The 23,507-nt window shown below is 71.2% G+C and carries 18 protein-coding genes; 9 read left to right on the forward strand and 9 right to left on the reverse strand.

What is annotated here, in order from left to right:
* Positions 1-21: 21 nt before the first annotated feature.
* From ACP4E5_RS11540 to ACP4E5_RS11560, 5 genes are all read right to left on the reverse strand, one after another.
* Positions 22-1,203 (reverse strand): ROK family transcriptional regulator, encoded by a 1,182-nt coding sequence (locus ACP4E5_RS11540; protein ID WP_425827634.1) that lies wholly within the window; start codon positions 1,201-1,203, stop codon positions 22-24.
* A gap of 227 nt (positions 1,204-1,430) precedes the next feature.
* Positions 1,431-2,108, reverse strand: coding sequence for a GntR family transcriptional regulator (locus tag ACP4E5_RS11545; protein ID WP_425827636.1), 678 nt, complete (start codon positions 2,106-2,108; stop codon positions 1,431-1,433).
* Positions 2,109-2,262: 154 nt separating this feature from the next.
* Entirely contained in the window at positions 2,263-3,210 is a 948-nt protein-coding gene (locus tag ACP4E5_RS11550; protein WP_425827638.1) for a beta-ketoacyl-ACP synthase III, read from the reverse strand.
* Between the two features lie 132 nt (positions 3,211-3,342).
* Positions 3,343-3,489, reverse strand: coding sequence for an MFS transporter small subunit (locus ACP4E5_RS11555; protein ID WP_425827640.1), 147 nt, complete (start codon positions 3,487-3,489; stop codon positions 3,343-3,345).
* Entirely contained in the window at positions 3,446-4,813 is a 1,368-nt protein-coding gene (locus tag ACP4E5_RS11560) for an OFA family MFS transporter (protein ID WP_425827642.1), read from the reverse strand. Before ACP4E5_RS11560 ends, ACP4E5_RS11555 begins: the two co-directional genes overlap by 44 nt.
* Before the next feature lie 235 nt (positions 4,814-5,048).
* Here ACP4E5_RS11560 and fdhD point away from each other — a divergent pair, with 235 nt between their 5' ends.
* Positions 5,049-5,897 carry a formate dehydrogenase accessory sulfurtransferase FdhD gene (gene fdhD / locus ACP4E5_RS11565; RefSeq protein ID WP_425827644.1) on the forward strand — a complete coding sequence of 283 codons (849 nt, stop codon included), beginning with the start codon at positions 5,049-5,051 and terminating at the stop codon, positions 5,895-5,897.
* A 39-nt stretch (positions 5,898-5,936) separates the two neighbouring features.
* Here the strand turns inward: fdhD and ACP4E5_RS11570 are convergent, their stop codons facing one another.
* Positions 5,937-6,878: a sulfotransferase family protein gene (locus ACP4E5_RS11570; RefSeq protein ID WP_425827646.1), complete on the reverse strand. Its 942-nt coding sequence runs from the start codon at positions 6,876-6,878 to the stop codon at positions 5,937-5,939.
* Between the two features lie 264 nt (positions 6,879-7,142).
* Here ACP4E5_RS11570 and ACP4E5_RS11575 point away from each other — a divergent pair, with 264 nt between their 5' ends.
* Positions 7,143-8,972 (forward strand): exo-alpha-sialidase, encoded by a 1,830-nt coding sequence (locus ACP4E5_RS11575; protein WP_425827648.1) that lies wholly within the window; start codon positions 7,143-7,145, stop codon positions 8,970-8,972.
* Between the two features lie 569 nt (positions 8,973-9,541).
* Positions 9,542-10,780, forward strand: a complete 1,239-nt coding sequence (locus ACP4E5_RS11580) for a DUF4185 domain-containing protein (RefSeq protein WP_425827650.1) — start codon at positions 9,542-9,544, stop codon at positions 10,778-10,780.
* Here the strand turns inward: ACP4E5_RS11580 and ACP4E5_RS11585 are convergent.
* Positions 10,710-11,759, reverse strand: a complete 1,050-nt coding sequence (locus ACP4E5_RS11585; RefSeq protein WP_425827652.1) for a bile acid:sodium symporter family protein — start codon at positions 11,757-11,759, stop codon at positions 10,710-10,712. The genes ACP4E5_RS11580 and ACP4E5_RS11585 overlap by 71 nt on opposite strands.
* A gap of 125 nt (positions 11,760-11,884) precedes the next feature.
* On the opposite strand from ACP4E5_RS11585, the gene ACP4E5_RS11590 reads away from it, so the two are divergent.
* The 6 genes from ACP4E5_RS11590 to ACP4E5_RS11615 all read left to right on the forward strand — a co-directional run bounded on the left by ACP4E5_RS11590 (position 11,885) and on the right by ACP4E5_RS11615 (position 20,639).
* Positions 11,885-12,823, forward strand: coding sequence for a LysR substrate-binding domain-containing protein (locus tag ACP4E5_RS11590; RefSeq protein ID WP_425827654.1), 939 nt, complete (start codon positions 11,885-11,887; stop codon positions 12,821-12,823).
* Positions 12,824-13,048: 225 nt separating this feature from the next.
* Positions 13,049-14,878 carry an AMP-dependent synthetase/ligase gene (locus tag ACP4E5_RS11595; RefSeq protein ID WP_425827656.1) on the forward strand — a complete coding sequence of 610 codons (1,830 nt, stop codon included), beginning with the start codon at positions 13,049-13,051 and terminating at the stop codon, positions 14,876-14,878.
* A gap of 132 nt (positions 14,879-15,010) precedes the next feature.
* Complete coding sequence (locus tag ACP4E5_RS11600; RefSeq protein WP_425827658.1) at positions 15,011-16,273, forward strand: ABC transporter substrate-binding protein; 1,263 nt, start codon at positions 15,011-15,013, stop codon at positions 16,271-16,273.
* A gap of 22 nt (positions 16,274-16,295) precedes the next feature.
* Positions 16,296-18,962: an ABC transporter permease subunit gene (locus tag ACP4E5_RS11605; RefSeq protein ID WP_425827660.1), complete on the forward strand. Its 2,667-nt coding sequence runs from the start codon at positions 16,296-16,298 to the stop codon at positions 18,960-18,962.
* A complete protein-coding gene (locus ACP4E5_RS11610) occupies positions 18,959-19,693 on the forward strand; it encodes an ABC transporter ATP-binding protein (RefSeq protein ID WP_425827662.1) in 735 nt (244 codons plus the stop codon). Before ACP4E5_RS11605 ends, ACP4E5_RS11610 begins: the two co-directional genes overlap by 4 nt.
* Before the next feature lie 154 nt (positions 19,694-19,847).
* Positions 19,848-20,639 carry an aldo/keto reductase gene (locus ACP4E5_RS11615; protein WP_425841220.1) on the forward strand — a complete coding sequence of 264 codons (792 nt, stop codon included), beginning with the start codon at positions 19,848-19,850 and terminating at the stop codon, positions 20,637-20,639.
* Between the two features lie 91 nt (positions 20,640-20,730).
* Here ACP4E5_RS11615 and ACP4E5_RS11620 read toward each other — a convergent pair whose 3' ends face one another.
* Both ACP4E5_RS11620 and ACP4E5_RS11625 read right to left on the reverse strand, forming a co-directional pair.
* Entirely contained in the window at positions 20,731-21,654 is a 924-nt protein-coding gene (locus ACP4E5_RS11620) for a class I SAM-dependent methyltransferase (protein WP_425827664.1), read from the reverse strand.
* Positions 21,655-21,770: 116 nt separating this feature from the next.
* The gene (locus ACP4E5_RS11625; protein WP_425827666.1) at positions 21,771-23,504 is read right to left on the reverse strand and encodes a glycoside hydrolase family 6 protein; all 1,734 of its coding nucleotides are present in this window, start codon (positions 23,502-23,504) and stop codon (positions 21,771-21,773) included.
* Positions 23,505-23,507 lie beyond the last annotated feature (3 nt).

The following is a 23,507-nucleotide window of genomic DNA, read 5'->3' on the forward strand; positions in this document are numbered from 1 at the left end:
AGCGGCGTGGAGCGGCTGGGCTTACGCGGGTGAGAACAGGTGATCGCTGATCAGTCGGGCGCCGCCGGTGACTCCGGCGGTGGGCCCCAACTCCCCGAGCACGATGGGGAGATTGCCGGTCGCCAGGGGGAGCGACTGACGGTAGACCTGGGTGCGCAGTGCGGCGAGAAGGGTGTGGCCGAGGCCGGTGACACCGCCGCCGATGACGACGAGCCCCGGGTTGAAGAAGCTGACGAGGGACGCGATGACCTGTCCGGTGCGGTTGCCGCCCTCCCGGATCAGGTCGAGGCACGTGGCGTCGCCGGCCGCGGCGGCCGCCGCGACGTCGGCGGCGGTGAGCCGGCCCGCGCTCTCCAGGCGTGCGGCGAGTTCCGCGGAGCGCCCTTCGCGGGCGGCGGACTCCGCGTCCCGCGCGAGCGCGGCGCCACTGAAGTGCGCTTCCAGGCAGCCTTTGTTGCCGCAGGCGCACTGCCGGCCGTCCTGCTCGACGCGGATGTGCCCGATGTCGCCGGCCGACCCGGTGGTGCCGCGGTGGACCTCGCCGCCGACGACGATGCCGCAACCGATGCCGGTGCCGATCTTGACGCAGAGGAAGTCGCGCGCCTGCCGGGCGACGCCCGCGTGCTGCTCCCCCATCGCCATCAGGTTCACGTCGTTGTCGACCATGACGGGGCAGCCCAGTTCCTGGCTGAGCGCCTCGCGGACCGGGAAGCCGTCCCAGCCGGGCATGATCGGCGGCGCGACGGGGACGCCCTCGGGGAACCGCACGGGCCCCGGCACTCCGATGCCCGCGCCGTCGAACCCCTCGGCGAGGCCGGAGGCCCTCAACTTGGCCGCCATGGCGAGGACTTGCTCGAACACGGCGACGGGGCCCTCGCGTACGTCCATGGGCTGGGCGATGTGGCCGAGGATCTCCAGCTCGGCGTTGGTGACGGCGACGTCGACCGAGGTCGCGCCGATGTCCACGCCGAGGAAGCGGAGCGAGGGGGCGAGCCGGACGTTGTGGGAGCGGCGGCCGCCGCGCGAGGCGGCGAGCCCGTCGGCGACCACGAGTCCGGTGTCCAGGAGCCGGTCCACCTCGACGGCGAGCCGCGACCTGGACAGTTCCACCTGATCGCCCAGCTGGGCGCGGGAGTTGGGACCTGCGTCGCGCAGCAGCCGCAGCAGTCGCGCCTGGTGCGCGTTGGCGGGTCGAGCCGTCATGCGTCTCACGTGCCCCTCCCCGCCGCTTCGGGCCTCATGGGTGGTGGTGCCGTGTGCTCGCGTTCGTCTTTCGATGGGGAACGTAGCAGCGCCCACCCGGCGCGGGAAGAAGTTGCGCAGGAATTGCCCGCGACTTTCTCCGGCCACAGGACAAAGCCTGTCGCCGGAGGCGGGGAACGGTCCCCGCAGGCCTCTCGTCAGGGCCTGTCAGGCCCCCTCACACCTCGTCACGCCTCGTCGCGGTGGTGATACGTCTCGCGGGTGTGCTCGGTGTGCGCGCGCATCACGGCCGTGGCCTTGGCCTCGTCGCGCGCCGAGATGGCCGCGATCAGCTGGCGGTGCTCGATCCAGGACTGCTCGCCGCGCTGCCGGGCGACGGGCTGGTAGTACCAGCGCACGCGCCGGTCGACCTGGCCCGCGAGTTCGCCGAGGACCACATTGCCCGCGAGTTCCATGACCTTGGCGTGGAACTCGGCATTGGTGGCGACGACCAGGTCGACGTCCCCGTCGGCGACGGCCTGCTCGCCCTTGGCGCAGAGCGCCTCGAGCTCGCCGATGCCGGTCTTGCCCGCGTTGGCGGCCGCGAGCCGGGCGGCCTCGGCCTCCAACAGCGTCCGGACGCTGAGGAGTTGGTCGGCCTCCTCCTCGGTCGGCTCGTGCACGAACGCGCCCTGCGCGGGCCGCAGGTCCACCCAGCCCTCGGTGTTCAGCCGCTGCAACGCCTCGCGCACCGGCTGGCGGGAGACCCCGAGATGGCCGGCGAGTTCGCTCTCGACCAGGTGCTGGCCGGGCTGCAGGGCCCGCGTCGTGATCAGTTCGAGCAGCGCCTCGTAGACCCGCTCGCGCAGCGGTCCGGGGCGCTCCAGCTTGGGCACCGCCCCCTGCGGCAGTCCTGTGGACAACATCGCGGTCCCCCTCCTGGGCTTCGAACATCCGGCAGGCCGGCTCCGACGAATGCCGGATTGGCTTTGGAATACAGTTTACCGAGCGCAATCGCCACGGCTAGGGCGAGTTGACCTCGTCACATTCTGATTCCCGGGCGCCGGTGCCGATGTCAGGTCACGGGCAGCGCACGACCTGGCCCGCGTACGAGAGGTTGCCGCCGAAGCCGAAGAGCAACGCGGGTGCCCCGCTGACCAGTTCGCCGCGCTCGACCAGCTTCGACAGGGCGATCGGCACGCTCGCGGCCGAGGTGTTGCCCGAGTCGACGACGTCCCGGGCGATCACGGCATTCACCGCGCCGATCTTCTCCGCGAGGGGCTCGATGATGCGCAGGTTGGCCTGGTGGAGGACGACCGCGGCGAGGTCCGCCGGGTCGAGTCCCGCCTTCGCGCAGGCCTCGCGGGCCAGCGGCGGCAGCGAGCGCGTGGCCCAGCGGTAGACGGACTGGCCCTCCTGGGCGAAGCGGGCGGGCTCGCCCTCGATGCGTACGGCGTCACCCATCTCGGGGACCGAGCCCCAAAGGACGGGGCCGATCCCCGGCTCCTCGCCCTCGGCGCACGGCTCGACGACCACGGCGCCCGCCCCGTCCCCGACCAGCACGCACGTCGAGCGGTCGGTCCAGTCGGTGACGGCGGACATCTTGTCGGCGCCGATGACCAGGGCGCGCGTCGCGGCCCCGGCGCGCAGCGTGTGGTCGGCGGTGGCGAGGGCGTGCGTGAAGCCCGCGCACACGACGTTCAGGTCGAGCGCTGCCGGGGACGGGATGCCGAGGCGGTGGGCGACGCGGGCCGCCATGTTCGGGGAGCGGTCCACGGCCGTGGAGGTCGCGACGACGACCAGGTCGATCTCGTCCGCGCCCAGGCCCGCCGCGGCCAGCGCCTTGGCGGCGGCGTGCGCGGCGAGCTCGTCGACCGGCTCGTCGGGGCCCGCGATGTGGCGGGTGCGGATGCCGACGCGGCTGCGGATCCACTCGTCGTTGGTGTCGACCATGCCCGCCAGCTCCTCGTTGGTGAGGATCCTGGCGGGCTGGTGGTGCCCGATGCCGACAATGCGCGAACCGACCATGGAGGCCCCCTCGTGAGCTGCGGATCCTCCAGTCTGGTCAGCGACTCACGAGTAACGGGTGCCGGTCAGTGACAGGAAAGTGCCGTTTCGCTTGGAGAGTTCCGCTGGAGCCGCAGGGCCGGTCACGGACATTCACCCGGTGAACAGCTGTGTGGCCTTTTGCACCAGTTCGTAGACCCCGTACGCGAGCGGCAGCCCGACCCACAGCCAGGCGAGGGCGATCAGGCCGCGCCGCTCAGGCGCGCTCCTTGCGGTCTCCGGCGGCGGTGTCGATGTCATCTGCGGGCTCCCTGGGGGCGGGGACTACGTGGTGGCGGGCGTGCACGGGACGTACCAGTTCATTGGCGACGAAGCCGATGACCAGCAGGCCGATCATGATCATGAGCGAGAGGCCGTACAGGTTGGCGCCGTGCTTGCCGGCGCTCTCCTGGCTGTCGGCGACCCAGTTGACGATGAGCGGGCCGAGGACGCCCGCCGTGGACCAGGCGGTGAGCAGCCGACCGTGGATGGCGCCGACCTGGTACGTGCCGAAGAGGTCCTTCAGATACGCCGGGATCGTCGCGAAGCCGCCGCCGTAGAAGGAGAGGATCACGAGGGCGCACAGCACGAAGAGGGGCTTCGACGAGTCGCCCCACAGCACGATGAACAGGTACATCAGGGCGCCCACGCCGAGGTAGACGCGGTAGATGTTCTTGCGGCCGATGAGGTCGGAGGTGGAGGACCAGCCGATGCGGCCCGCCATGTTCGCCGCGGACAGCAACGCGACGAAGCCGGCGGCAGCGGACACCGACACCGGGGTGCTGGTGTCGGCGAAGAAGTCCGTGATCATCGGGGCGGCCTTCTCCAGAATGCCGATGCCCGCGGTCACGTTCATGGTCAGGACGACCCACAGGCACCAGAACTGGGGCGTGCGGATCGCCTGCTTCGCGGAGACCTGCGGGCCCGTGACGACCGCGACCGCCGCCTCGACCTGTTCCCCCTGCTGCGTCTGTTGCGTACGGGGCCGCGGCACCCGGATCAGCAGCACGCCGAGCGTCATGAACACCGCGTACGCGAGCCCGTGCACCAGGAACGCGAGCGCGATGCCGCCGCTGTCCGCGCCGAAGGACTCCAGCATCTGGGCGCTCCACGGCGACGCGATGAGCGCGCCGCCGCCGAAGCCCATGATCGCGATGCCGGTGGCCATGCCGGGCCGGTCGGGGAACCACTTGATCAGCGTGGAGACGGGCGAGATGTAGCCGATGCCGAGGCCGATACCGCCGACGAAGCCGTAGCCGAAGACGATCAGCCAGTACTGCTCGGTGGCGGCGCCCAGCGAGGAGAGCAGGAAGCCGGAGGAGAAGCAGACGAGCGCGACGGTCATCGCCCAGCGCGGCCCGTTGCGCTCGACGAGCGTGCCGCCGAAGGCGGCCGACAGGCCGAGCATCACGATGCCGAGCTGGAACGGCAGCGCGCTCTGCGTGCCGCTCAGCCCGAGTGCCGACTCCAGGGGCGGCTTGAAGACGCTCCAGGCGTAGGCCTGACCGATGGAGAGATGGACGGAGAGCGCGGCGGGGGGAACGAGCCAGCGGCTCCAGCCGGCCGGCGCGACGGGGGGCCTCATGATCCCGAACGGTAGGCAGTCGAGGGGCTGTTGGGAAGCCCCCTCCGCCTCCGACCTCTGCCGTCCGCCCCCTTGTCGATGCGGGTGGCGGCTTCCATACTGTAGGCAATATCCCACCCAATGGTGGTGGCACGAGGCCGGGGCCGGAGCCGACGGGCCGGGCGCGGTGCAGGACAATGGGAGTCGCGCACCCCGGCCATCACCACCACCAGCAGCGATGAGGACGTATCGGGACATGGGACGAGTCACGGAACGACGCAAGGTGATCCGGATACGGGACGGACAGGTCTCCACGCGGCCCGACACCCTTGTCGCCGAGGAACCCCTGGAGATCCGGCTGAACGGCAAGCCGCTCGCCATCACCATGCGCACCCCGGGCGACGACTTCCCGCTCGCGGCAGGCTTCCTGGTCAGCGAGGGCGTCCTGGCCACCGCCGACGACCTGCAGAACATCGTGTACTGCGCGGGCGCCACGGAGGACGGCAGCAATACGTACAACGTGGTCGACGTGCGGACGACGCCGGGCGTCGAGCTGCCCGACATCACCCTGGAGCGCAACGTCTACACGACCTCGTCGTGCGGCCTGTGCGGCAAGGCGAGCCTCGACGCGGTGCGCACCACGGCCCGGTTCCCGATCGCCGACACTCCCCCGGTCCGGATCACACCCGAGCTGCTCGCCTCGCTCCCCGACCGGCTGCGTGAGGCCCAGCGCGTCTTCGACCGGACCGGGGGGCTGCACGCGGCGGCGCTCTTCGACGAGGAGGGGCGGCTCGTCGACATCCGGGAGGACGTGGGGCGGCACAACGCGGTCGACAAGCTCGTCGGCCGGGCGTTGCAGAACGGTCAGCTGCCGCTGTCCCGCTCGATCCTGATGGTCTCCGGCCGCGCCTCGTTCGAGCTGGCGCAGAAGGCCGTGATGGCGGGCATCCCGATGCTCGCGGCGGTGTCGGCGCCCTCGTCGCTGGCGGTGGACCTCGCGGCCGAGACGGGCCTGACCCTGGTCGGCTTCCTGCGGGGCAGCTCCATGAACGTGTACGCGGGTGAGGACCGGATCGCCCTGCGGACCGCGGTCGCACAGGGCTGACCCGGGCCCCCTGGCCTTACCCAGGACCCGCTGGTGGCCTTACCCAGGACCCGCCGGCCAGACCTCGTACCCCCAGGCCCGCGCGAGTTCCCGCAGGCGTGGCGGCAGACCGTCGCAGGTGGCCGGCATCCGGGCCGGCTGGATGCGGCCCGAGCGGATGGTCTCGCTCCAGTCGCCGATGTGGGGGCGGAAGGTGCCGTGGTCGCGGGCGCCGTAGTCGAGCATCGCCGGGTCCCAGTCCACGCCCAGGTGCGCGCAGATCCGCCGGGTCTCGCGCTCGGGCTCGGCGGTCAGGTCCTCGTACGTCAGGGTGACACCGTCCAGGGTGTGCCGCGCATGCTCCAACTCCTCGGCGTAGCCGAGGACTTCCTGGTGGATGGCGTCGATGTCCGGCTCCGTGCGGCGCGCCGTGAGCGACTCGACGACGGCCGCCGGGTGGCGCAGCAGGAAGACGTAGCGGGCCTGCGGCCAGGCGCGGTGCAGGCGGCGCCAGAGCAGGGTGTTGGCCGGGGTCTTGTCGACCACGACGGGCAGCTCGGTCTCTTCGACGCCGCCCCGACATCGCGCGTGGTGCAGCACCCGGTCCCACAGCATGTGCTCCAACTCGCGCCGATCCAGGCCGAGTTCACCCATCGCGTCGTACGTGAAGTCACGATCGAGCCGGACGTGCAGGGTGCGCAGGTGCATCTCGTGCGGGGCGCGGATCCGCGGATGACTGTTCAGCAGGACGCGCAGCAGCGTGGAGCCGGAGCGGACCGAGGAAAGCAGGAAAACCGGGTCGGGCACGAGCCGCGGGGCCGCCTCGACGACCGGCCCACCGTCGGGCCCGTCATCCGCGTGCCCGTCATCGGCGGGCCCCGGCTGGGCCGGAACCGCGTCCAGCGCCCGCGCCCGCGGCGCCGGCGGCCTGATCGCCTCCCCCAGCAGCCTCCGTCTGCGTCGCAGCCCCTTGCGTACCGCGCCCCAGCGGTCGTCCCGCACGTCGCGTCACCCCTCTCCGATCCGACCGTTCCGGTTTCCCGGCCCAGCCCAGTGGGGCGAGACGAATTCCATGTGGCGTAAGGGGAACGGGAACACGGCACATCCGACACACAGCGCTTCCACATCCGGCGGAGTCCGGCCACCCGACGCGCGGTCCTCGCCGCGGTTCTTGTGGGGCATCGAGTGACACAAGTAGCGTCTGCGGCGCACACGTAGGACGTGGGATGTCCGGTTGTCCGCTTGATCTGAAGGGTGGGCCGCGCCATGCAGGGAAGATCCGTCCGTGTCTGCCTGAGATCGCTCGCCGTGGCGGCGCTGGCCGCCGCCGCGCTCCCCCACCCGGCCTCCGCGAGAGCGGGAACCGCGCCCCAAACCCCCTTTGAACAACAGGTGTTGTTCAAAGCCTCGCAGGATCCCGGATACGCCTGCTTCCGAATCCCTTCCGTCGTGCGGACGGTGCGCGGCACCCTCCTCGCCTTCGCCGAAGGGCGCAAGAACGACTGCTCCGACGCGGGGGACATAGACATCGTCGTCAAGCGGTCCGAGGACGGCGGCCGCACGTGGTCGCCGTTGCGGGTCGTCAACGAGGGCGGGGGCGACACCCACGGGAATCCCTCGCCGGTCGTGGACCGCAGGACGGGCCGCATCCTCCTCGCGGAGACGTACAACACGGGGCGCACGGACGGCCAGAACTGCGACGTGCCGTGCGACCGCACCCCGCACATGCAGCACAGTGATGACGACGGCCGCACGTGGTCGCCGCCGCGCGACCTGAGCGACGAGCTGCTGCCCGCCGACTTCAACTCCTGGTACGCGACCGGGCCCTCGCACGGCCTCCAGCTGACCCACGGGCGGCACCGCGGCCGCCTGGTGTTCGCGGTCAACGCCGAGACGTGGAACGGCAGTCGGCTCACCGCGAACCACGCCGCCCTCATGGTCAGCGACGACGGCGGCGAGCACTGGCGGGTCGGCGCGAAGGACTCCTGGCCGATCGCCGACGACGGCACCTTCCGGCAGAAGCCCTCCGAGCTGGCGATCGCCGAGCGGCCCGACGGCACCGTCTACGTCAGCGCGCGCGAACAGGACGGCACCGACCTCGGGCACCGCACCCACGCGGTCAGCCGCGACGGCGGCGACTCCTTCGCCCACCCCTTCACCGCGCTCCCGGACCTCTACGCACCACAGGTCCAGGGGTCGCTCCTGCCCGTGGGCGAGGACGGCGAACGGCTGCTGCTCGCCTGCCCCGGCGACCCCGACCGGCGGCGCACCATGATGATCCGTTCCTCGTACGACGGCGGGCGCACGTGGGAGAGCTTCGACCGGGGCACCATCGTGAGCACGGACTGGTCGGGCTACTCGGACATGGTGCAGGCCGACCGGGAGCACGTGGGACTTGTGTACGAGGGCGGGGCCGTCGACGCCCGGGACGAGATCCGCTTCGCCCGGTTCACGCTCGACTGGTTGAAGGACCGGCGCGGCCCCGGCCCGACGACGGACGACCGGGCGCCGGGGGCTCGCGACGCGGCCGTGCTCGGCGGGGCGCGGGAGACGGAGGGGCGGGTCGGCGGGGCGCTGTCGTTCGACGGGACGGACGACGCGGTGCGGCTGCCCTACAGCGACCGACTCCGGCTCGGGGAGCGGGAGTTCAGCGCCTCCCTTCGGTTCCGCTACAGCGCCACGAGTGGCGAGCAGCCGCTGCTCTCGCTCGGCGGCACCGGCGCCTCGCAGCCCCAGGTGACGCTGCGCGCCGAGCCCGCGTCGAACCGGATCACCGGGCTGATCACCGTGCGGGACGGGGCCGCGCCGCCCAGTACGGTGACGGTGCGGTCGGCGTCCGCGTACAACGACGGGAACTGGCACCGGCTCCAACTCCGGCGTGACGATGGGCGATTGACGCTCTCCGTCGACGGCGAGGAGGTCGGCGGCGCCGACGACGTGCCCGGATCGGTGAGCCAGAACTCGCCGTTCGGCGTGCACATCGGGCAGCGGATGGACAGCCGGGCGTTCTTTACGGGGGCCATCGACGACGTACGGGTCATCTCGGGCGGCGAAGTCGTGCTGTGGCTGCCGCTGGACCGGGTCAGGGGCGGCTGACCTCGGCAGCGGTTGCCGCGGTCGGGCGTGCGCCCCGGCCGACGTGGTTGACGCCACGGGGCTCCGCCCCCGGCCCCCGCGCCTCAATCGCCGGCGGGGCTCAAACGGCCCACCCGCCGCCGGACCCGTGGACCAGTCCCGGGGCAGAGCCTGAATCGCCCACCCGCCACAAGCCCTGTGGAAGCGGGGCTCAGATTGCCCAGCCGCCGCCGGACCCGTGGGCCACTCCCGGGGCAGAGCCTGAATCCCCCACCGCCACGGGCCCTATGGAGGCGGCACTCAAAACGCCCACCCGCCACGGGCCCTATGGAGGCGGCACTCAAAACGCCCACCCGCCGCTGAACCCGTGAACCACTCCCTGCGCGGAGCCCTGAACTGCCCACCCTCCACGGGCCCCGTGGAGGCGGGGCTGGCTCATTTTGCCCGCCGCCACGGGACCCCTGAGCCTCAGCCGGGCAGAGCCTGAATCGCCCACCCGCCACGCGACCCCTGAGCCGCAGCCAAGCGGAGCCTGAATCGCCCACCGGCCCCGTGGACCAACCGCGCCCCGCGCATTAACGTCGCCTCGCGTGCGGGGATATGAGCGGGCGGCGACGCGGCGGCGGGGGCCGGGGGTGCCGTTGCTCGCGTTGTTCGCCGCGCTGCTCCTCGTGCTCGTCGTGTTCGTCGCCCTCCCCGACCAGGAGGGCGACACCCGTTGCGCGCCGCGCGGCGTCACCTCGTGGGCGGCCGAGAACCGGCTCACCACCGCGTTCGCGGCGTACGGCGACGACGCCTCCCGGCTCGACGACTGGACCGGCGGCGACGGAACGCACTCCGTGCGGCTGCCGGACGGGCGGCTGCTGTGGCTGTTCTCCGACACGTATCTGGGCGCGGTGAACCGGCCCCCGAACCCGGCCGGGCAACCGCACCCCTGGCGGACCGCGGACGCGCCCTTCGTCCGTAACTCCGCCGTGGTGACGGACCGTTCGGGAAACCTGGACCGGACGCTCGCAGCCCCCCTGTTCCCGGACACCGCCGCAGGCGAGTGGCGCTGGCCGGTCGCGGCGCGCGTCGAGGAGAGCGGCGGCAAGCAGGTCGTACGGGTGCTGCTGTGGACGCGGGCGCAGGGCACGGGACCGTACGTCTACGGCGTGCCGAACGCGACCGAGGTGGCCACCCTGTCGCTGCCGGACCTGCGCCTCGAAGGCATCACGCAGGTCCTCGACCAGCGGCAGGTGCGGGACCCGGCGCGGCGCGTGCTGTACGGGACGACGGCCGTCGACGAGGGCGACTGGACGTACGTGTTCGGCGCGGACGACGGGGAGAAGGCCGTGCATCGCGCGTACGTGGCGAGGGTTCCGCAGGGGAGCCTCGGGGACGCGCGGGCCTGGCGGTACTGGGACGGCGAGCGGTGGGGTACGCGCGCCGCGCCGGTCCTGGGGGACGGCGAACGCCGCGGCGTGGGCACCGCCTTCTCGGTGGTGCGGGACGCGGGGACGTACGTCCTGTTCACGACGGCGGCGGGCGCGGAGGGGCTGACGAAGGTCACCTCGTACTGGGCCTGTTCACCGACCGGACCCTGGCACGGCCCCGCGCAGGCCTTCACGCCGCCGCTCCCCCGCGACGGGGCGGCGCCCTCGCGCGCGGCGGCGTACAACCCGCAGGCGCACCCGGCGCTGAGCGGCGGCGGCCGGCTCGTCCTGAGCTACGACGTCAACTGGCTGGACGCCGCGCCCGCCGCCGCACAGGCGGAGCTCAGCCGGAACGTGTCCCTGTACCGACCGCGGTTCGTGTCTCTTCGGCTCGGGCCTCCAGCGGCTCGCTGAACTCCGGCTCCTCGGTGTCCTTCGAGCGGCGCTTGGCGATGACCGCGCACACCATGAGCTGCATCTGGTGGAAGAGCATCAGCGGCAGCACGGCGAGCGAGGCGTGCGCGCCGAACAGCACGCTCGCCATGGGGAGCCCGGAGGCGAGGGACTTCTTCGAGCCCGCGAACTGGATGGCGATCCGGTCGCCTCGGTTGAAGCCGAGGGCCTTCGCCCCGTACCAGGTGACCGCCAGCATGATCGCGAGCAGCACCGCCTCCACGACGAGGAGCCCGGCGAGGCGGACCGCGCTGACCTGGTGCCAGATGCCCTGCACCATGCCCTCGCTGAACGCGGTGTAGACGACGAGCAGGATCGAGCCCCGGTCGACGTAGCCGAGGATCTTCTTGTGGCGCGCGATGAAGCCGCCGACCCAGCGGCGCAGCAACTGGCCCGCGAGGAACGGCACCAGGAGCTGAAGCACGATCTTGACGACCGAGTCGGCGGAGAAGCCGCCCCCGCTGTTGCCGAGCAGCGCCGCCGCGAGCAGCGGGGTGAGGACGATGCCGGCGAGCGAGGAGAAGGAGCCCGCGCAGATCGCCGCCGGGACGTTGCCGCGCGCGATCGAGGTGAACGCGATCGACGACTGGATGGTCGACGGGACGAGGGTGAGGAAGAGGAAGCCCTCGAAGAGGTTCTGCGGCAGCAGTACGGGGACCAGGCCGCGGGCCGCGAGGCCGAGCAGCGGGAACACGAGGAACGTGCAGGCGAGGACGGTGACGTGGAGCCGCCAGTGACGCAGTCCGTCCATCGCCTCGCGGGTCGACAGACGCGCCCCGTAGAGGAAGAAGAGGAAGGCGACGGCGGCGGTGGAGGCGCCGGACGCGACATCGGCGGCGGCCCCTCGGGCCGGGAGCAGTGCGGCGAGGCCCACTGTCGCGATCAACGCCAGGATGTACGGGTCGATCGGCATCCAGCTCGGCCAGGTCAGGCGTTTCATTGGATCCTTGCTCTCGGTTCAGGTCGTGCCCTCTCCATGGTCCTCCCCGACTCCTTGATCGGGAATCCTGCATACCGCTCTGACTGTCATCGCGTCACGTGATGAGCGGGGGTACGGTCGGTGGCATGTACGACCCCGGACAGCTCAGGACCCTGCTCGCCGTCGCGCAGACGCTGAGCTTCACGCAGGCCGCGCGCCGCCTCGGCCTGCGGCAATCGACCGTGAGCCAGCATGTGCGGCGCCTGGAGGACGCGACCGGGCGCACGCTGTTCACGCGGGACACGCACTCCGTGGAGCTCACGGAGGACGGGGAGGCGATGCTCGGATTCGCCCGGCGGATTCTGGAGGTGCACGAGCAGGCGGCGTCCTTCTTCACGGGGACGCGGCTGCGCGGCCGGCTCAGGTTCGGGGCGTCGGAGGACTTCGTGGTGACCCGGCTGCCCGAGATCCTGGAGTCGTTCCGGGCCGAGCACCCCGAGGTGGACCTGGAGTTGACGGTCGAGCTGTCGGGGACGCTGCACACGCAACTGGACGCGGGAAAGCTGGATCTGGTGCTCGCCAAGCGGCGCCCCGAGGATCCGCGCGGCGAGTCGGTGTGGCACGACCGCCTGGTGTGGATCGGCTCCGAGCGGCTCCGCATCGAGCAGGACCGCCCGGTCCCGCTGATCGTCTACCCGCCGCCGGGGATCTCGCGCGCCCTCGCCCTTGAGGCGCTGGAGCGGCACGGGCGGGCGTGGCGGATCGCCTGCACGAGCGGCTCGCTGAACGGTCTGGTCGCGGCGGCGCGGGCCGGGCTCGGCGTGATGGCCCACTCGCGCGGCCTCATTCCGCCGGGCCTCGTGCGGGTGCCGGACCGGGCGGGCCTTCCGGAGCTGGGCGAGGTCGACTTCGTGGTGCGCAGCGCGGCCCGAGACGAGAGCGAGCCCGCGCGCGCCCTCGCGCAGGCGATCCTCGCGGGCGGCGACCGCCTCCACCGAAGCGCCCGCCAGCCACAGCGGCCACAGTGGTACCGTCCACCGGAACCGACTACTCCGTCTAAAAACTCGGAGGCCGGCCGACGGTGACCTCTTTGCAGAGATCCCATGGAGGACCGTGAAGAGGGCCGGGAGATTACGCTCCCGAAACTTACTGTGGCGTAAGTAATCTGCCCAGCTCCACCCGTTGTGGCCCGTTATAAACGCCTGACCTGTGCAAATTCCGCGCACCTTCTGCCCGTTGCGGGCACTCCCGCAGGGGCCCGAGGTCGGGTACCGTCACCGACGCTGTGCGGAGCGCCACAAGGAGCAACTTTGCGTGAGTTCACCAACCCCCCTGTGGCGTCGGCGCCGCTGGTCGGCGGCCTGGCCGACGCCGTGTTCGATCATGCCCTGGACACACCGGGACATATAGCCCTGGCCCGTAAGGACCGCCACGACAAGTGGCACGACGTCACCTCGGCCCAGTTCTGCGACGAGGTGATGGCCCTCGCCAAGGGCCTGCTCGCGCAGGGCATCCGGTTCGGCGACCGCGTCGCGATCATGTCGCGCACGCGCTACGAGTGGACGCTGTTCGACTTCGCGCTGTGGACCATCGGCGCCCAGGTCGTCCCCGTCTACCCGACGTCCTCGGCCGAGCAGGTCTTCTGGATGCTGTACGACTCCGAGGTGTCGGCGGCGATCGTCGAGCACGAGGACCACGCGATGACCATCGCCACGGTCATCGGCCGGCTGCCCCATCTGCACCGGCTGTGGCAGATCGACGGCGGCGCCGTCGACGAGATCACCGGGTCCGGCACCCACCTCGACGACGAGACCGTGCACCGGCACCGCCGCGCGATCACCCCCGACTCGACGGCCACGATCATCTACACGTCGGGCACCACCGGCCGCCCCAAGGGCTGTGTGATCTCGCACGGGAACTTCATGTTCGAGGCGGACACGATGATCACGCGCTGGGAGCCGGTGTTCTCCTCCAAGCGCGACCGCACCCCGTCCACGCTCCTCTTCCTGCCGCTCGCCCACGTCTTCGGGCGCATGGTGGAGGTCGCGACGATCCGCGGCGGCGTGAAGTTGGGCCACCAGCCGGAGCTGCGCGCGTCCGCGCTCATGCCCGACCTCCAGTCGTTCAAGCCGACGTTCATCCTCGCCGTGCCGTACATCTTCGAGAAGGTGTTCAGCGCGGCCCGCAGGAAGGCCGAGAACGAAGGCAAGTCGGGGCCGTTCGAGAAGGCCATCGAGTGCGCCGTGAAGTACGCGGACGCGCAGGAGGCGAAAGCATTCGGCACGGGCCCCGGGCCCTCCGCCTCGCTGCGGATGCAGCACTCCGTCTTCGAGAAGCTCGTCTACTCCAAGGTGCGCGCCGCGCTGGGCGGCCGGGTGCGGCACGCGATGTCCGGCGGCTCGGGCATGGACCGCCGCCTCGGCCTGTTCTTCGAGGGCGCGGGCATCTCGATCTACGAGGGGTACGGACTCACCGAGTCGACGGCCGCCGCGACCGCGAACCCGCCGGAGCAGACCCGCTACGGCACGGTCGGCCAGGCGATCCCCGGCACCAGCGTGCACATCGCGGACGACGGCGAGGTGTGGGTCTACGGCGGCAACATCTTCCAGGGCTACCTCAACGACCCGAAGTCCACCGACTCCTCGCTGTACGACGGCTGGCTCGCCACGGGTGACCTGGGCGCCCTCGACGAGGACGGCTATCTCACCATCACGGGCCGCAAGAAGGAGATCCTCGTGACCTCCGGCGGCAAGAGCGTCTCGCCGCAGCAGCTGGAGGAGCGGGTGCGCGACCACCCGCTGATCGCCCAGTGCCTCGTCGTCGGCAACGACCGCCCCTACATCGCGGCGCTCGTGACGCTCGACAACGAGGCCGTCGACCACTGGCTCGGCATGCGCGGCAAGCAGTCGATGTCCCCGGCGGACCTGGTGCGCGACCCGGACCTGGAGACGGAGGTGCGGCGCGCGGTGGTGGCCGCGAACACCCTGGTCTCGCAGGCCGAGTCGATCCGTACGTTCCGCATCCTCGCCCACCAGTTCAGCGAGGAACACGGCCTGCTCACGCCGTCCCTGAAGCTGAAGCGCAAGGCGATCGAGCAGGCGTACGCGGCGGAGGTCGACGCGCTGTACGGGACGGGGTGACCCGACCCCGCCGGGACCGGACGAGGTAAACCGTCGGTAACTGACGCGTCATCAATTGACTATGCGTCAGTTATTGACGGTTCATCAGCTCGCGCACAGAATCACCCTCACTCCGACGGAGGGGGACCGACCGTGTCGCGACCGATCCGCGCCATCACCGCCACCGTGGCGGCACTCCTGCTCGCCACCGCCTGCAACTCCACCGCCAACAGCGGAACCAACTCCGCCGGTGGGCAGGGAAGTTCGGTCCGCGGTGTGACCGACGACAGCATCAAGGTGGGCGGCATCGTCTCGATGACGACGTCGAGCGGCTACAGCAAGAAGGACACCGACCTCGGCGCGAAGGCCCGCTTCGACCGCGCCAACGCCGAGGGCGGGGTCAACGGCCGGACGATCGACTACCTGGGCGCGGAGGACGACGGCCAGGACCCGGCGAAGAACCTCGCGGCGGCCCGCAAACTCGTGCAGCAGGACAAGGTGTTCGCGATCTCGCCGATGAGTTCGGTGACGTTCTCGGGCGCGGACTTCCTCCAGAAGCAGAAGGTGCCGACGTTCGGCTGGGGCACGCTCCCCTCGTTCTGCGGACCGACGTACATCTACGGCTTCGGCGGCTGCATGGTGCCGATGCCCGGCGGCACCATCTCGCAGACCTGGCCCGAGGGCCTGAAGAAGGTCACGGGCGGGGCGAAGGGCAAGAGCGTCGCGATCCTCGCCAACGACAACGACGCGGGCACCTTCGCCATCCGCACGTACAAGCAGTCCTTCAAGTCGGCGGGCTACAAGGTGTCGTTCGCGAAGGCCACCGTGCCTGCGACAGCCGTGCCGAGCGACTGGTCGGCGTACACGAAGGAACTGCTGCGCAGCGACGGCGGCAAGGCGCCTGACGTCGTCGTCTCCGTGATGCAGACGCCGTACAACATCGGCCTGTTCACCGCCGTCAAGCGCACCGGCTACAAGGGCGTGCTCACCGATCCGACGGATTACGACCCCGGGCTCCTCGCCAAGAAGGCGACGAAGCAGGCGCTCGACGGGGTGCATGTGCTGCTGTCCTTCGAGCCGTTCGAGGCTCACACGCCCGGCATGAAGCAATTCAAGGCGGACATCAAGAAGGCCTCGGGCGGCAAGGACGTCCCGCTCAACATGCACATGATGACGGGCTACATGAGCGCCGACCTGTTCCTCGCCATCGCGAAGAAGGCCGGCAAGGACCTCAACCTCGCGTCGTTCCAGAAGGCGGCGAACGGCTTCTCCGACACCGGGACGCTCGTCGGCGACCGGGCTCTGCCGCGCGGGCGCACCGAGTCGTTCGGCTGCGGGGCGCTCGCCCAGCTCAAGGACGGGGCGTACCGGGTGTCGTCGCCGTTCAAGTGCTATCCGCCGATCCCCTTCAAGTAGGCCCAGGGTTAGGGGCGTTGACGTGTCGGATCTGCTTGCCTTCATCCTGAGCGGGCTCGTGTCGGGTGCGCTGTACGCGCTGCTCGCCACGGGGCTCGTACTCTCCTACTCGGCCTCCGGGCTCTTCAACTTCGCGCACGGCGCGACCGCCTATCTGTGCGCGCTCACCTTCTACGAGCTGCACTCCGGCTTCGGCTGGCCTGCCGTGCCGACGGCGCTGCTGCTCGTCCTCGTCGTGGCTCCCTTGCTGGGCTGGGGACTTGACCGGATGATGTTCCGGAAACTGGCGCGGGTCGGCGAGACCGCGCAGATCGTGGCGACGATCGGGCTGCTCGTCGCGCTGCCGGCGCTCGGCCTGTGGATCGTCGAGCTCCTCGAGGACGCGGGCGCGCCGGTCAAGCCGGCGGAGAACCAGTTCGGGCTTCCCGGTGTCGGGCCGAGTCCGGCGAAGAACTGGCAGTTGATGGACGGCGTCGGCATCGACTCGGACCAGCTGATCACCTGGGTGACGACCGCCGTCGTCGCGCTCGGCCTGTGGATTCTCCTGCGCCACACGGCACTTGGGCTCAAGCTGCGGGCGGCCGTCGACAACCGCTCGCTCGTCGAGCTGCGCGGGATCAGCGCCGACCGGCTCTCGTCGGTGGCGTGGATGCTCTCCTCGGTGCTCGCGGGCCTGGCCGGCGTCCTCGCCACTCCCCTGCTCGGGCTCTCCTCGCACGACTTCACGCTGTTCCTGTTCGTGTCGGCGACGGCCGCCGTGCTCGGCCGCTTCATGTCGATCCCGCTCGCCTTCGCGGGCGGGCTCGGGCTCGGGGTGCTGCAGAACCTGGTCGCGGGGTACGCCACGTTCGCGGAGAAGATCACCGGGTTCCGTACGGCGGTGCCGTTCCTGATCCTGTTCGCCGGGCTGCTGCTGCTCACGCGGCGGCAGCGCACGGCGGGCACGGTGGCGAGCGACGCGCCGCCGGTGGACTATCTCGCGGGGCGTTCGTGGCTGCGGCGCTGGGGTCCTTGGGCGGCGGCCGCCGTGCTGCTCGCCGTCGCGTTCTACACGGTGACGACGCCGTTCTGGAGCGGGATCCTCGCCCAGGGGCTCGCGATCTCGCTCGTGTTCCTGTCGTTCACCGTCGTCACCGGGCTCGGCGCGATGGTGTCGCTCGCGCAGGCCGCGTTCGTGACGGGCGCCGCGCTGGTCGCGGGCCTGCTGATGAGCCACGGGTGGCCGTTCCTGGGGGCGGCGCTCGCGGGGACGTGCGCGGCTGCCCTGCTGGGCGCGCTCGTGGCGCTGCCCGCGCTGCGACTCGGCGGCCGCTCGCTGGCCCTCGCCACGCTCGCGCTCGCCTTCCTCGCGGACCAAGTCCTGTTCCAGCTCGGCTGGTTGAGGAACGGCGACACGGGCTGGGAAATCCCACGGGCCGTCGCGGGGCCGCTCGATCTCGGCGACGACCGGGCGATGGGCGTCGCCATGGTCGTGCTGTGCACGGCGGCCGTCGCGGGGCTGAGCGCGCTGCGGAACTCCCGCGCGGGCCGGGCCATGCTCGCCGTGCGCTCGGCGCCGGCCGCGGCGATGGCCTCGGGCGTCTCCGTGATCCGCACGAAGCTGCTGCTGTTCACGATCTCGGCGGGCCTCGCCGGGTTCGGCGGCGTCATGTACGCCTCGTACAACACCCGCATCACCGCGACCGACTTCACCGCGATGACCGGCCTCATCTGGCTCGCCGTGGTGGTCGCGGCGGGCGTGCGGCGGCCGCAGTTCGCGGTGGTCGCGGGGCTCAGCTTCGCCGTCGTACCGCATCTGATCAGCGACTACCTGACCGAGTCGGTACAGCTCCCGGTGATCCTCTTCGGTCTGGCGGGCCTCGCGCTCGCCAATGACCCGGACGGCTACTGCGCGGCGATCCCGGCCCGCCGCCACCGCCGGAAGACCGCCACGGCCGATGCCGTCGACGACGCGCCCGCGGCGGCCCCCGACCCGGACGCCGCGCTCCAACTGGCGTGCGTCCAGGCCGGATACGACGGCGCCCGCGTCCTCCAGGGCGTCGACCTCACCGTCCACCCCGGCGAGATCGTGGCGCTCCTCGGCCCCAACGGCGCCGGAAAGTCGACGACCTGCAAGGTCGCCGCGGGCCTCATGACACCCCTTGCGGGCGAGGTGTACGTCGCCGGGTCCGCGTCGGGCCGTCGGGGCGCGGTCCGCCGGGCGCGGGCCGGGGTGGTGCTCGCACCGGAGGGCCGCGGCATCTTCCCCTCGCTCACCGTCGACGAGAACCTCGCCCTCCAACTCCCGCAGCAACACGACCGGTTGGCGGTCTACGAACGGTTCAAGGGGCTCGCCGCGCGGCGCGACGTCACCGCGGGCTCGCTCTCCGGCGGCGAGCAGCAACTCCTCGCGCTCGCCCCGCTGTTGCACCGCCCGCCCCGCGTCCTCATCGCCGACGAGCCCTCGCTCGGACTCGCGCCGCGCGTCGCCGACGAGGTGTACCGGCTGCTCGCCGAACTCCGCGACGCGGGAACGGGGTTGTTGCTCGTCGAGGAGAAGGCGTCGGAGATCCTCGGCGTCGCGGACACCGTGGCGTACCTCGCGCAGGGCCGCGTCACGTGGTGCGGGCCGCGCGAGAAGGTGGAGGCCGAGCGGCTAACGGAGGCGTACCTCGGCATCGCGGCGACCAAGGAGGCCGAACACTCATGAGGCACGTACTCGAAGCCGAGGACATCGGCGTGCGCTTCGGCGGCGTGCGGGCCCTCGACGGGGTGGGCCTGCGCCTCGCGCCCGGCGAGGTGTGCGGCCTTATCGGGCCGAACGGCGCGGGCAAGACGACGTTCTTCGACGTCGTCTCCGGGATCCGCAGGCCCGACGCGGGCCGGGTCCTGCTCGACGGCGCGGACGTCACCCGCCGCTCCCCCGTCTGGCGGGCGCGGCACGGGATGCGCCGCACGTTCCAGCGCCAGCAGCTGTTCGGGCAGCTCACGGTCGCCGACAACCTGCTGGTCGCGCAGGAGTGGCGGCGCGGCGGCGCCGACCCCGCCCGCTCCCAGGGCCTGCTGCGCGACTGCGGCCTCGACGACCTCGCGGATACGTACGCGGGGACGCTGCCGGTCGGCCGGGCCCGGATGCTGGAGCTGGCGCGGGCCGCCGCCGACCGGCCGCGCGTGCTGCTGCTCGACGAGCCCGCGTCCGGCATGACGGCGCAGGAGCGCGAGCTGCTCGCGGCGACGGTGCGGCGCCTCGCCGGGGACGGCTGCGCGGTGCTGCTCGTCGAGCACAATGTGGCCTTCGTGATGGAGCTGTGCTCCCGGGTCGTGGTGCTCGATCTGGGGTCCGTGCTCGCCGAGGGGACCGCTGAGGTGATTCGGGCGGACACGCGGGTACGCGAGGCTTACCTGGGGACACAGCCCCCGGCGCAAAGCGCTCATACCTGACTGTCATGCTGGTGTCACCCACAGGAATGCGCGTGCGCCCGTGATCGTTGACCATGGGGGTACCGCATTGTGCAGTGCCACCCATCACCGGACGAAAAAGGATCCACACCTCGTGAGCAAGGTTCCCCCGATCATCCTGAACAACGGCGTCGAGATGCCCCAGCTCGGCTTCGGCGTGTGGCAGGTGCCGGACGACGAGGCCGAGAAGGCCGTCGTGACGGCGCTGGAGGCCGGGTACCGCAGCATCGACACCGCCGCGATCTACGGCAACGAGGAGGGCACGGGCAAGGCCATCGCCGCGTCCGGCGTCCCCCGCGAGGAGCTGTTCGTCACGACGAAGCTGTGGAACGCCGACCAGGGCCACGACTCCACGCTGCGCGCCTTCGACACCTCGCTGGAGAAGCTGGGTCTCGACTACGTCGACCTGTACCTGATCCACTGGCCGCTGCCGTCCAAGGGCCTGGCCGTCGACACGTACAAGGCCTTCGAGAAGATCCAGGCGGACGGGCGCGCCAAGTCCATCGGCGTCTCCAACTTCCTGCCGGAGCACCTGGACCGGCTGACCGCCGAGACCTCCGTGATCCCTGCCGTCAACCAGATCGAGCTGCACCCGCACCTCCAGCAGCGCGCCGCCCGTGAGAAGCACGCCGAGCTGGGCATCGCGACCGAGGCCTGGTCGCCGCTCGGCCAGGGCAAGGGCCTCCTGGAGGTCCCGGCCATCGTCGCGATCGCGCAGAAGCACGGCCGCACGCCCGCGCAGGTCGTGCTGCGCTGGCACGTCCAGCTGGGCAACGTGGTGATCCCCAAGTCCGTGACGCCGTCGCGGATCAAGGAGAACATCGACGTGTTCGGCTTCGAGCTCGACCCCGAGGACCTCGGCGCGATCTCCGCGCTCAACGAGGACCGGCGTCTTGGCCCGGACCCGGCGACGATGGACGTGGCGTAACACTTGTACGAAGAGGGGCCCGGAGCGCACCGCTCCGGGCCCCTTCTCTTGCTCGTACGCGCGTGATCGTACGCGTGTGCTTGTACGCTCCTCAGGCCTCCTTGACCGCCGTGTGCACGGTGTGCGCGGTCAGCAGGAAGAGGTCGTCGCGGCGGTACAGGCTCTGCGGGTCGTCCTTGTCCATGAGCTGCCCGATCGTGGCCATGTCCTCGGGCGAAAGGGCCTCATCGAACACTTCCAGGCGGCGCTTCCACAGATCGATGACGGTCTCGCGGGCCTGGCCGGTGAGCGGCGCGGGCAGATCGAGCAGGAAGCTGCGGCTGACGGCGTTCGTCAGTCCCGCGTCGGTCAGCAGCTCCGACCAGTTCTCCGTGTCCTGCTTGGCGCCGGGCAGCTTCGCGCGCATGTCGCCGAACCACTCCTCCTCGATGGCGTCGGCCCGCGCCTGCAGTCCGGGCTTGCCGAGTCCGAAGTCGCGCGGCAGGCAGCGCTGCGGCAGGCCGCCCTCGACGAGCGCGAGGGTGCCGCCGGGGGCGAGCCGCCCCGCGAGCGCGGCGACCGCGGCCCGCTGGTCGCCCACGTGGTGCAGGGAGCGGGCCGCCCAGATGAGGTCGGCGGACGGCAACTCGTCGATGCTGTCCGGGAGTTCGACGCGCAGCGTGTCGGTGCGGTCGGCGATCCCCTGCTGCGCGAACCGCTCCGTGGCGCGGGCGAGCAGCGCCTCTTCCGGGTCGGCCGCGATGACGCGGGCCTCGGGGAAGGCCTCGGCGAGGTGCAGCGAGACGGCGCCGGGGCCGGCGCCCGCGTCGACGATCAGGCCGGTGCCGGCGGGGCGGGACGCGCGGAGCCACGCGAGGGCCTGCGTGTAGAGCGGCTCGTACACGGAGGCGTTGCGCTCCAGCATGGGGATCATGTCGGCCCAGTCGATGTCCGTGTGGTCGTGGCCGCCGTGCCCGCCGTGCTGACCGTGCTGCTCTCCGTCGTGCTGTCCGTGCTGGTGGTGGCCGTGTGCCATGTCCGGTGTCGCCGCCCTTCGTGCCCGTATGTCGTCCGTCGACCCCAGGGTGCGCGGACGACATACGGGCGGGCAAGCCACGTTGCCGACTCAGCAATTTGTCGGCACTGGGTGGCCTACAGCGCCGGGTGGGCGTTCTTCATGAGCTCCTGGAACTGCGCGGAGAACCAGTGCCCGGACACCGGCGCGTTCGGCAGCGCCCCGGACATGTGGTTGTTGTTCCGCGGGTTGCCGGTGTATGTCGGGTCGCACATGCGGTCGAAGCCCTTGCCCTCGTCGTTGTCGATGGCGGTGCTCGACCCGTCCGACTCGCCCGGCGGCTTCATCCACACGTAGGCGTCGATCCCGGTCGCCGGGTTGGCCTGCGGCCGCTCGCCGAGGCCCGCCCCGCTCTGGTTGCACCAGTTGCCGAGGTGGATGCGGCGGTCGTAGCGCCCGCCGTCCACGTACGTGTCGACGTCCGTCTTCGCCCCGGGTCCTGTCGGCCGCGCCGCGCCGCCCCAGCCGTTGCGGGAGGTGTCGATCAGCATGCCGAGGTTCTGGTCGAAGCCGAGCGAGACCAGCTTGTCGCGCATGGCCTGCGCGTACGACAGCTCGTCGGTGTAGCGGTTCCAGTCGACCCACTTCGACTCGCGCACCGACTTGCCGTTGACGCTGTCGCCGATGGCGAAGTTGTCCTCCTTCAGGGCGCTGTAGTTGGCGGTGTTCACGATGAAGCCCTGGACGTCGGAGAGCTTGGCGCCGTTGCTGCTCGCGGTCGACCTGAACAGTTCGGCGGAGGCCCCGAAGTTGTCGTCCCAGCCGAGCCAGCCGTGGTGGCCCGCGTCGATGTAGTTGTAGACGTTGGCGATGTCACCGAGCTTGTCGAGGGCGTAGCCGACGCCCTTCTGATAGTTGCCGTTGGCCTTCATGGTGTCGCAGTTGGGCGTGGCCGTCGGGCGGCCGGACACGTTGGTGACCAGGTTGGGCAGCGAGTCGATCTCGATCGTGGTGACGATGCGCAGGCCCGCGTACTTGGGGTCGGCGAGGATCTTCGCGATCGGGTCGATGAAGTCCGACCTGTACTTGTCGATCTCCGTCGGGCCGAGCTCGCCGTTGGAGGCGAGGGCGGCGCAGTCGCGGCCCGGCAGGTCATAGACGACCAGCTGGACGACCTCCTCGCCGCTGCCCTTCTGGGTCAGCGCCGCGTCGAGGTGGTCGCGCAGGCCCATGCCGTCGCCGACGCCCTCGATGGCGGCGATCCGGTCGAGCCACACACCGGTCGGCTGATTGGCGATGCGGCTGCCGCCGGTCTCCGCCTTGGCCTTCGCGGACCACTCCGGGTTCACGTACACCTTGGCGCCGGCGTACGGGTTGTCGACGCGCTCACCGGGCCCTGGCGGGTCCGTGGGGTCCGGCGGGTCGGTCGGGTCCGTGGTGTCCTCGTTGCAGGTGACACCGTTCAGCTTGAAGGTGGTGGGCGCGGCGTTGGCGCCGCTGTACGTGGCGTTGAAGCCGAAGGAGGCGGAGGCGCCGGTGGCGAGGGCGCCGTTGTAGGAGACGTTCTTGGCGGTGACGGCGGCGCCGGACTGGGAGATGTCGGCGTTCCAGCCGGAGCCGACCTTCTGGCTGCCCGCGTACGACCAGGTCAGGTTCCAACTGCTCACCGCCGCACCGTTGTTGGTGACCGTGACGGCGGAGGTGAAGCCGCTGCCCCAGTCGTTCTGCACCTTGTAGTCGACGGTGCAGGCGTGGGCCGCGGCGTGGGCGGGGAGGGCGACGGCGGCGCCGGCGAGACAGCCGGCTCCGGTGAGGGCGAGGGCGGCGAGCGCGGCGGTGCCGGCTCTGGATCTCGATCGGGTACGTAACATGAG

The sequence above is a fragment of the Streptomyces fractus genome (assembly GCF_049844455.1).
In the GTDB taxonomy this organism is placed as follows: Bacteria; Actinomycetota; Actinomycetes; order Streptomycetales; family Streptomycetaceae; genus Streptomyces; species Streptomyces fractus.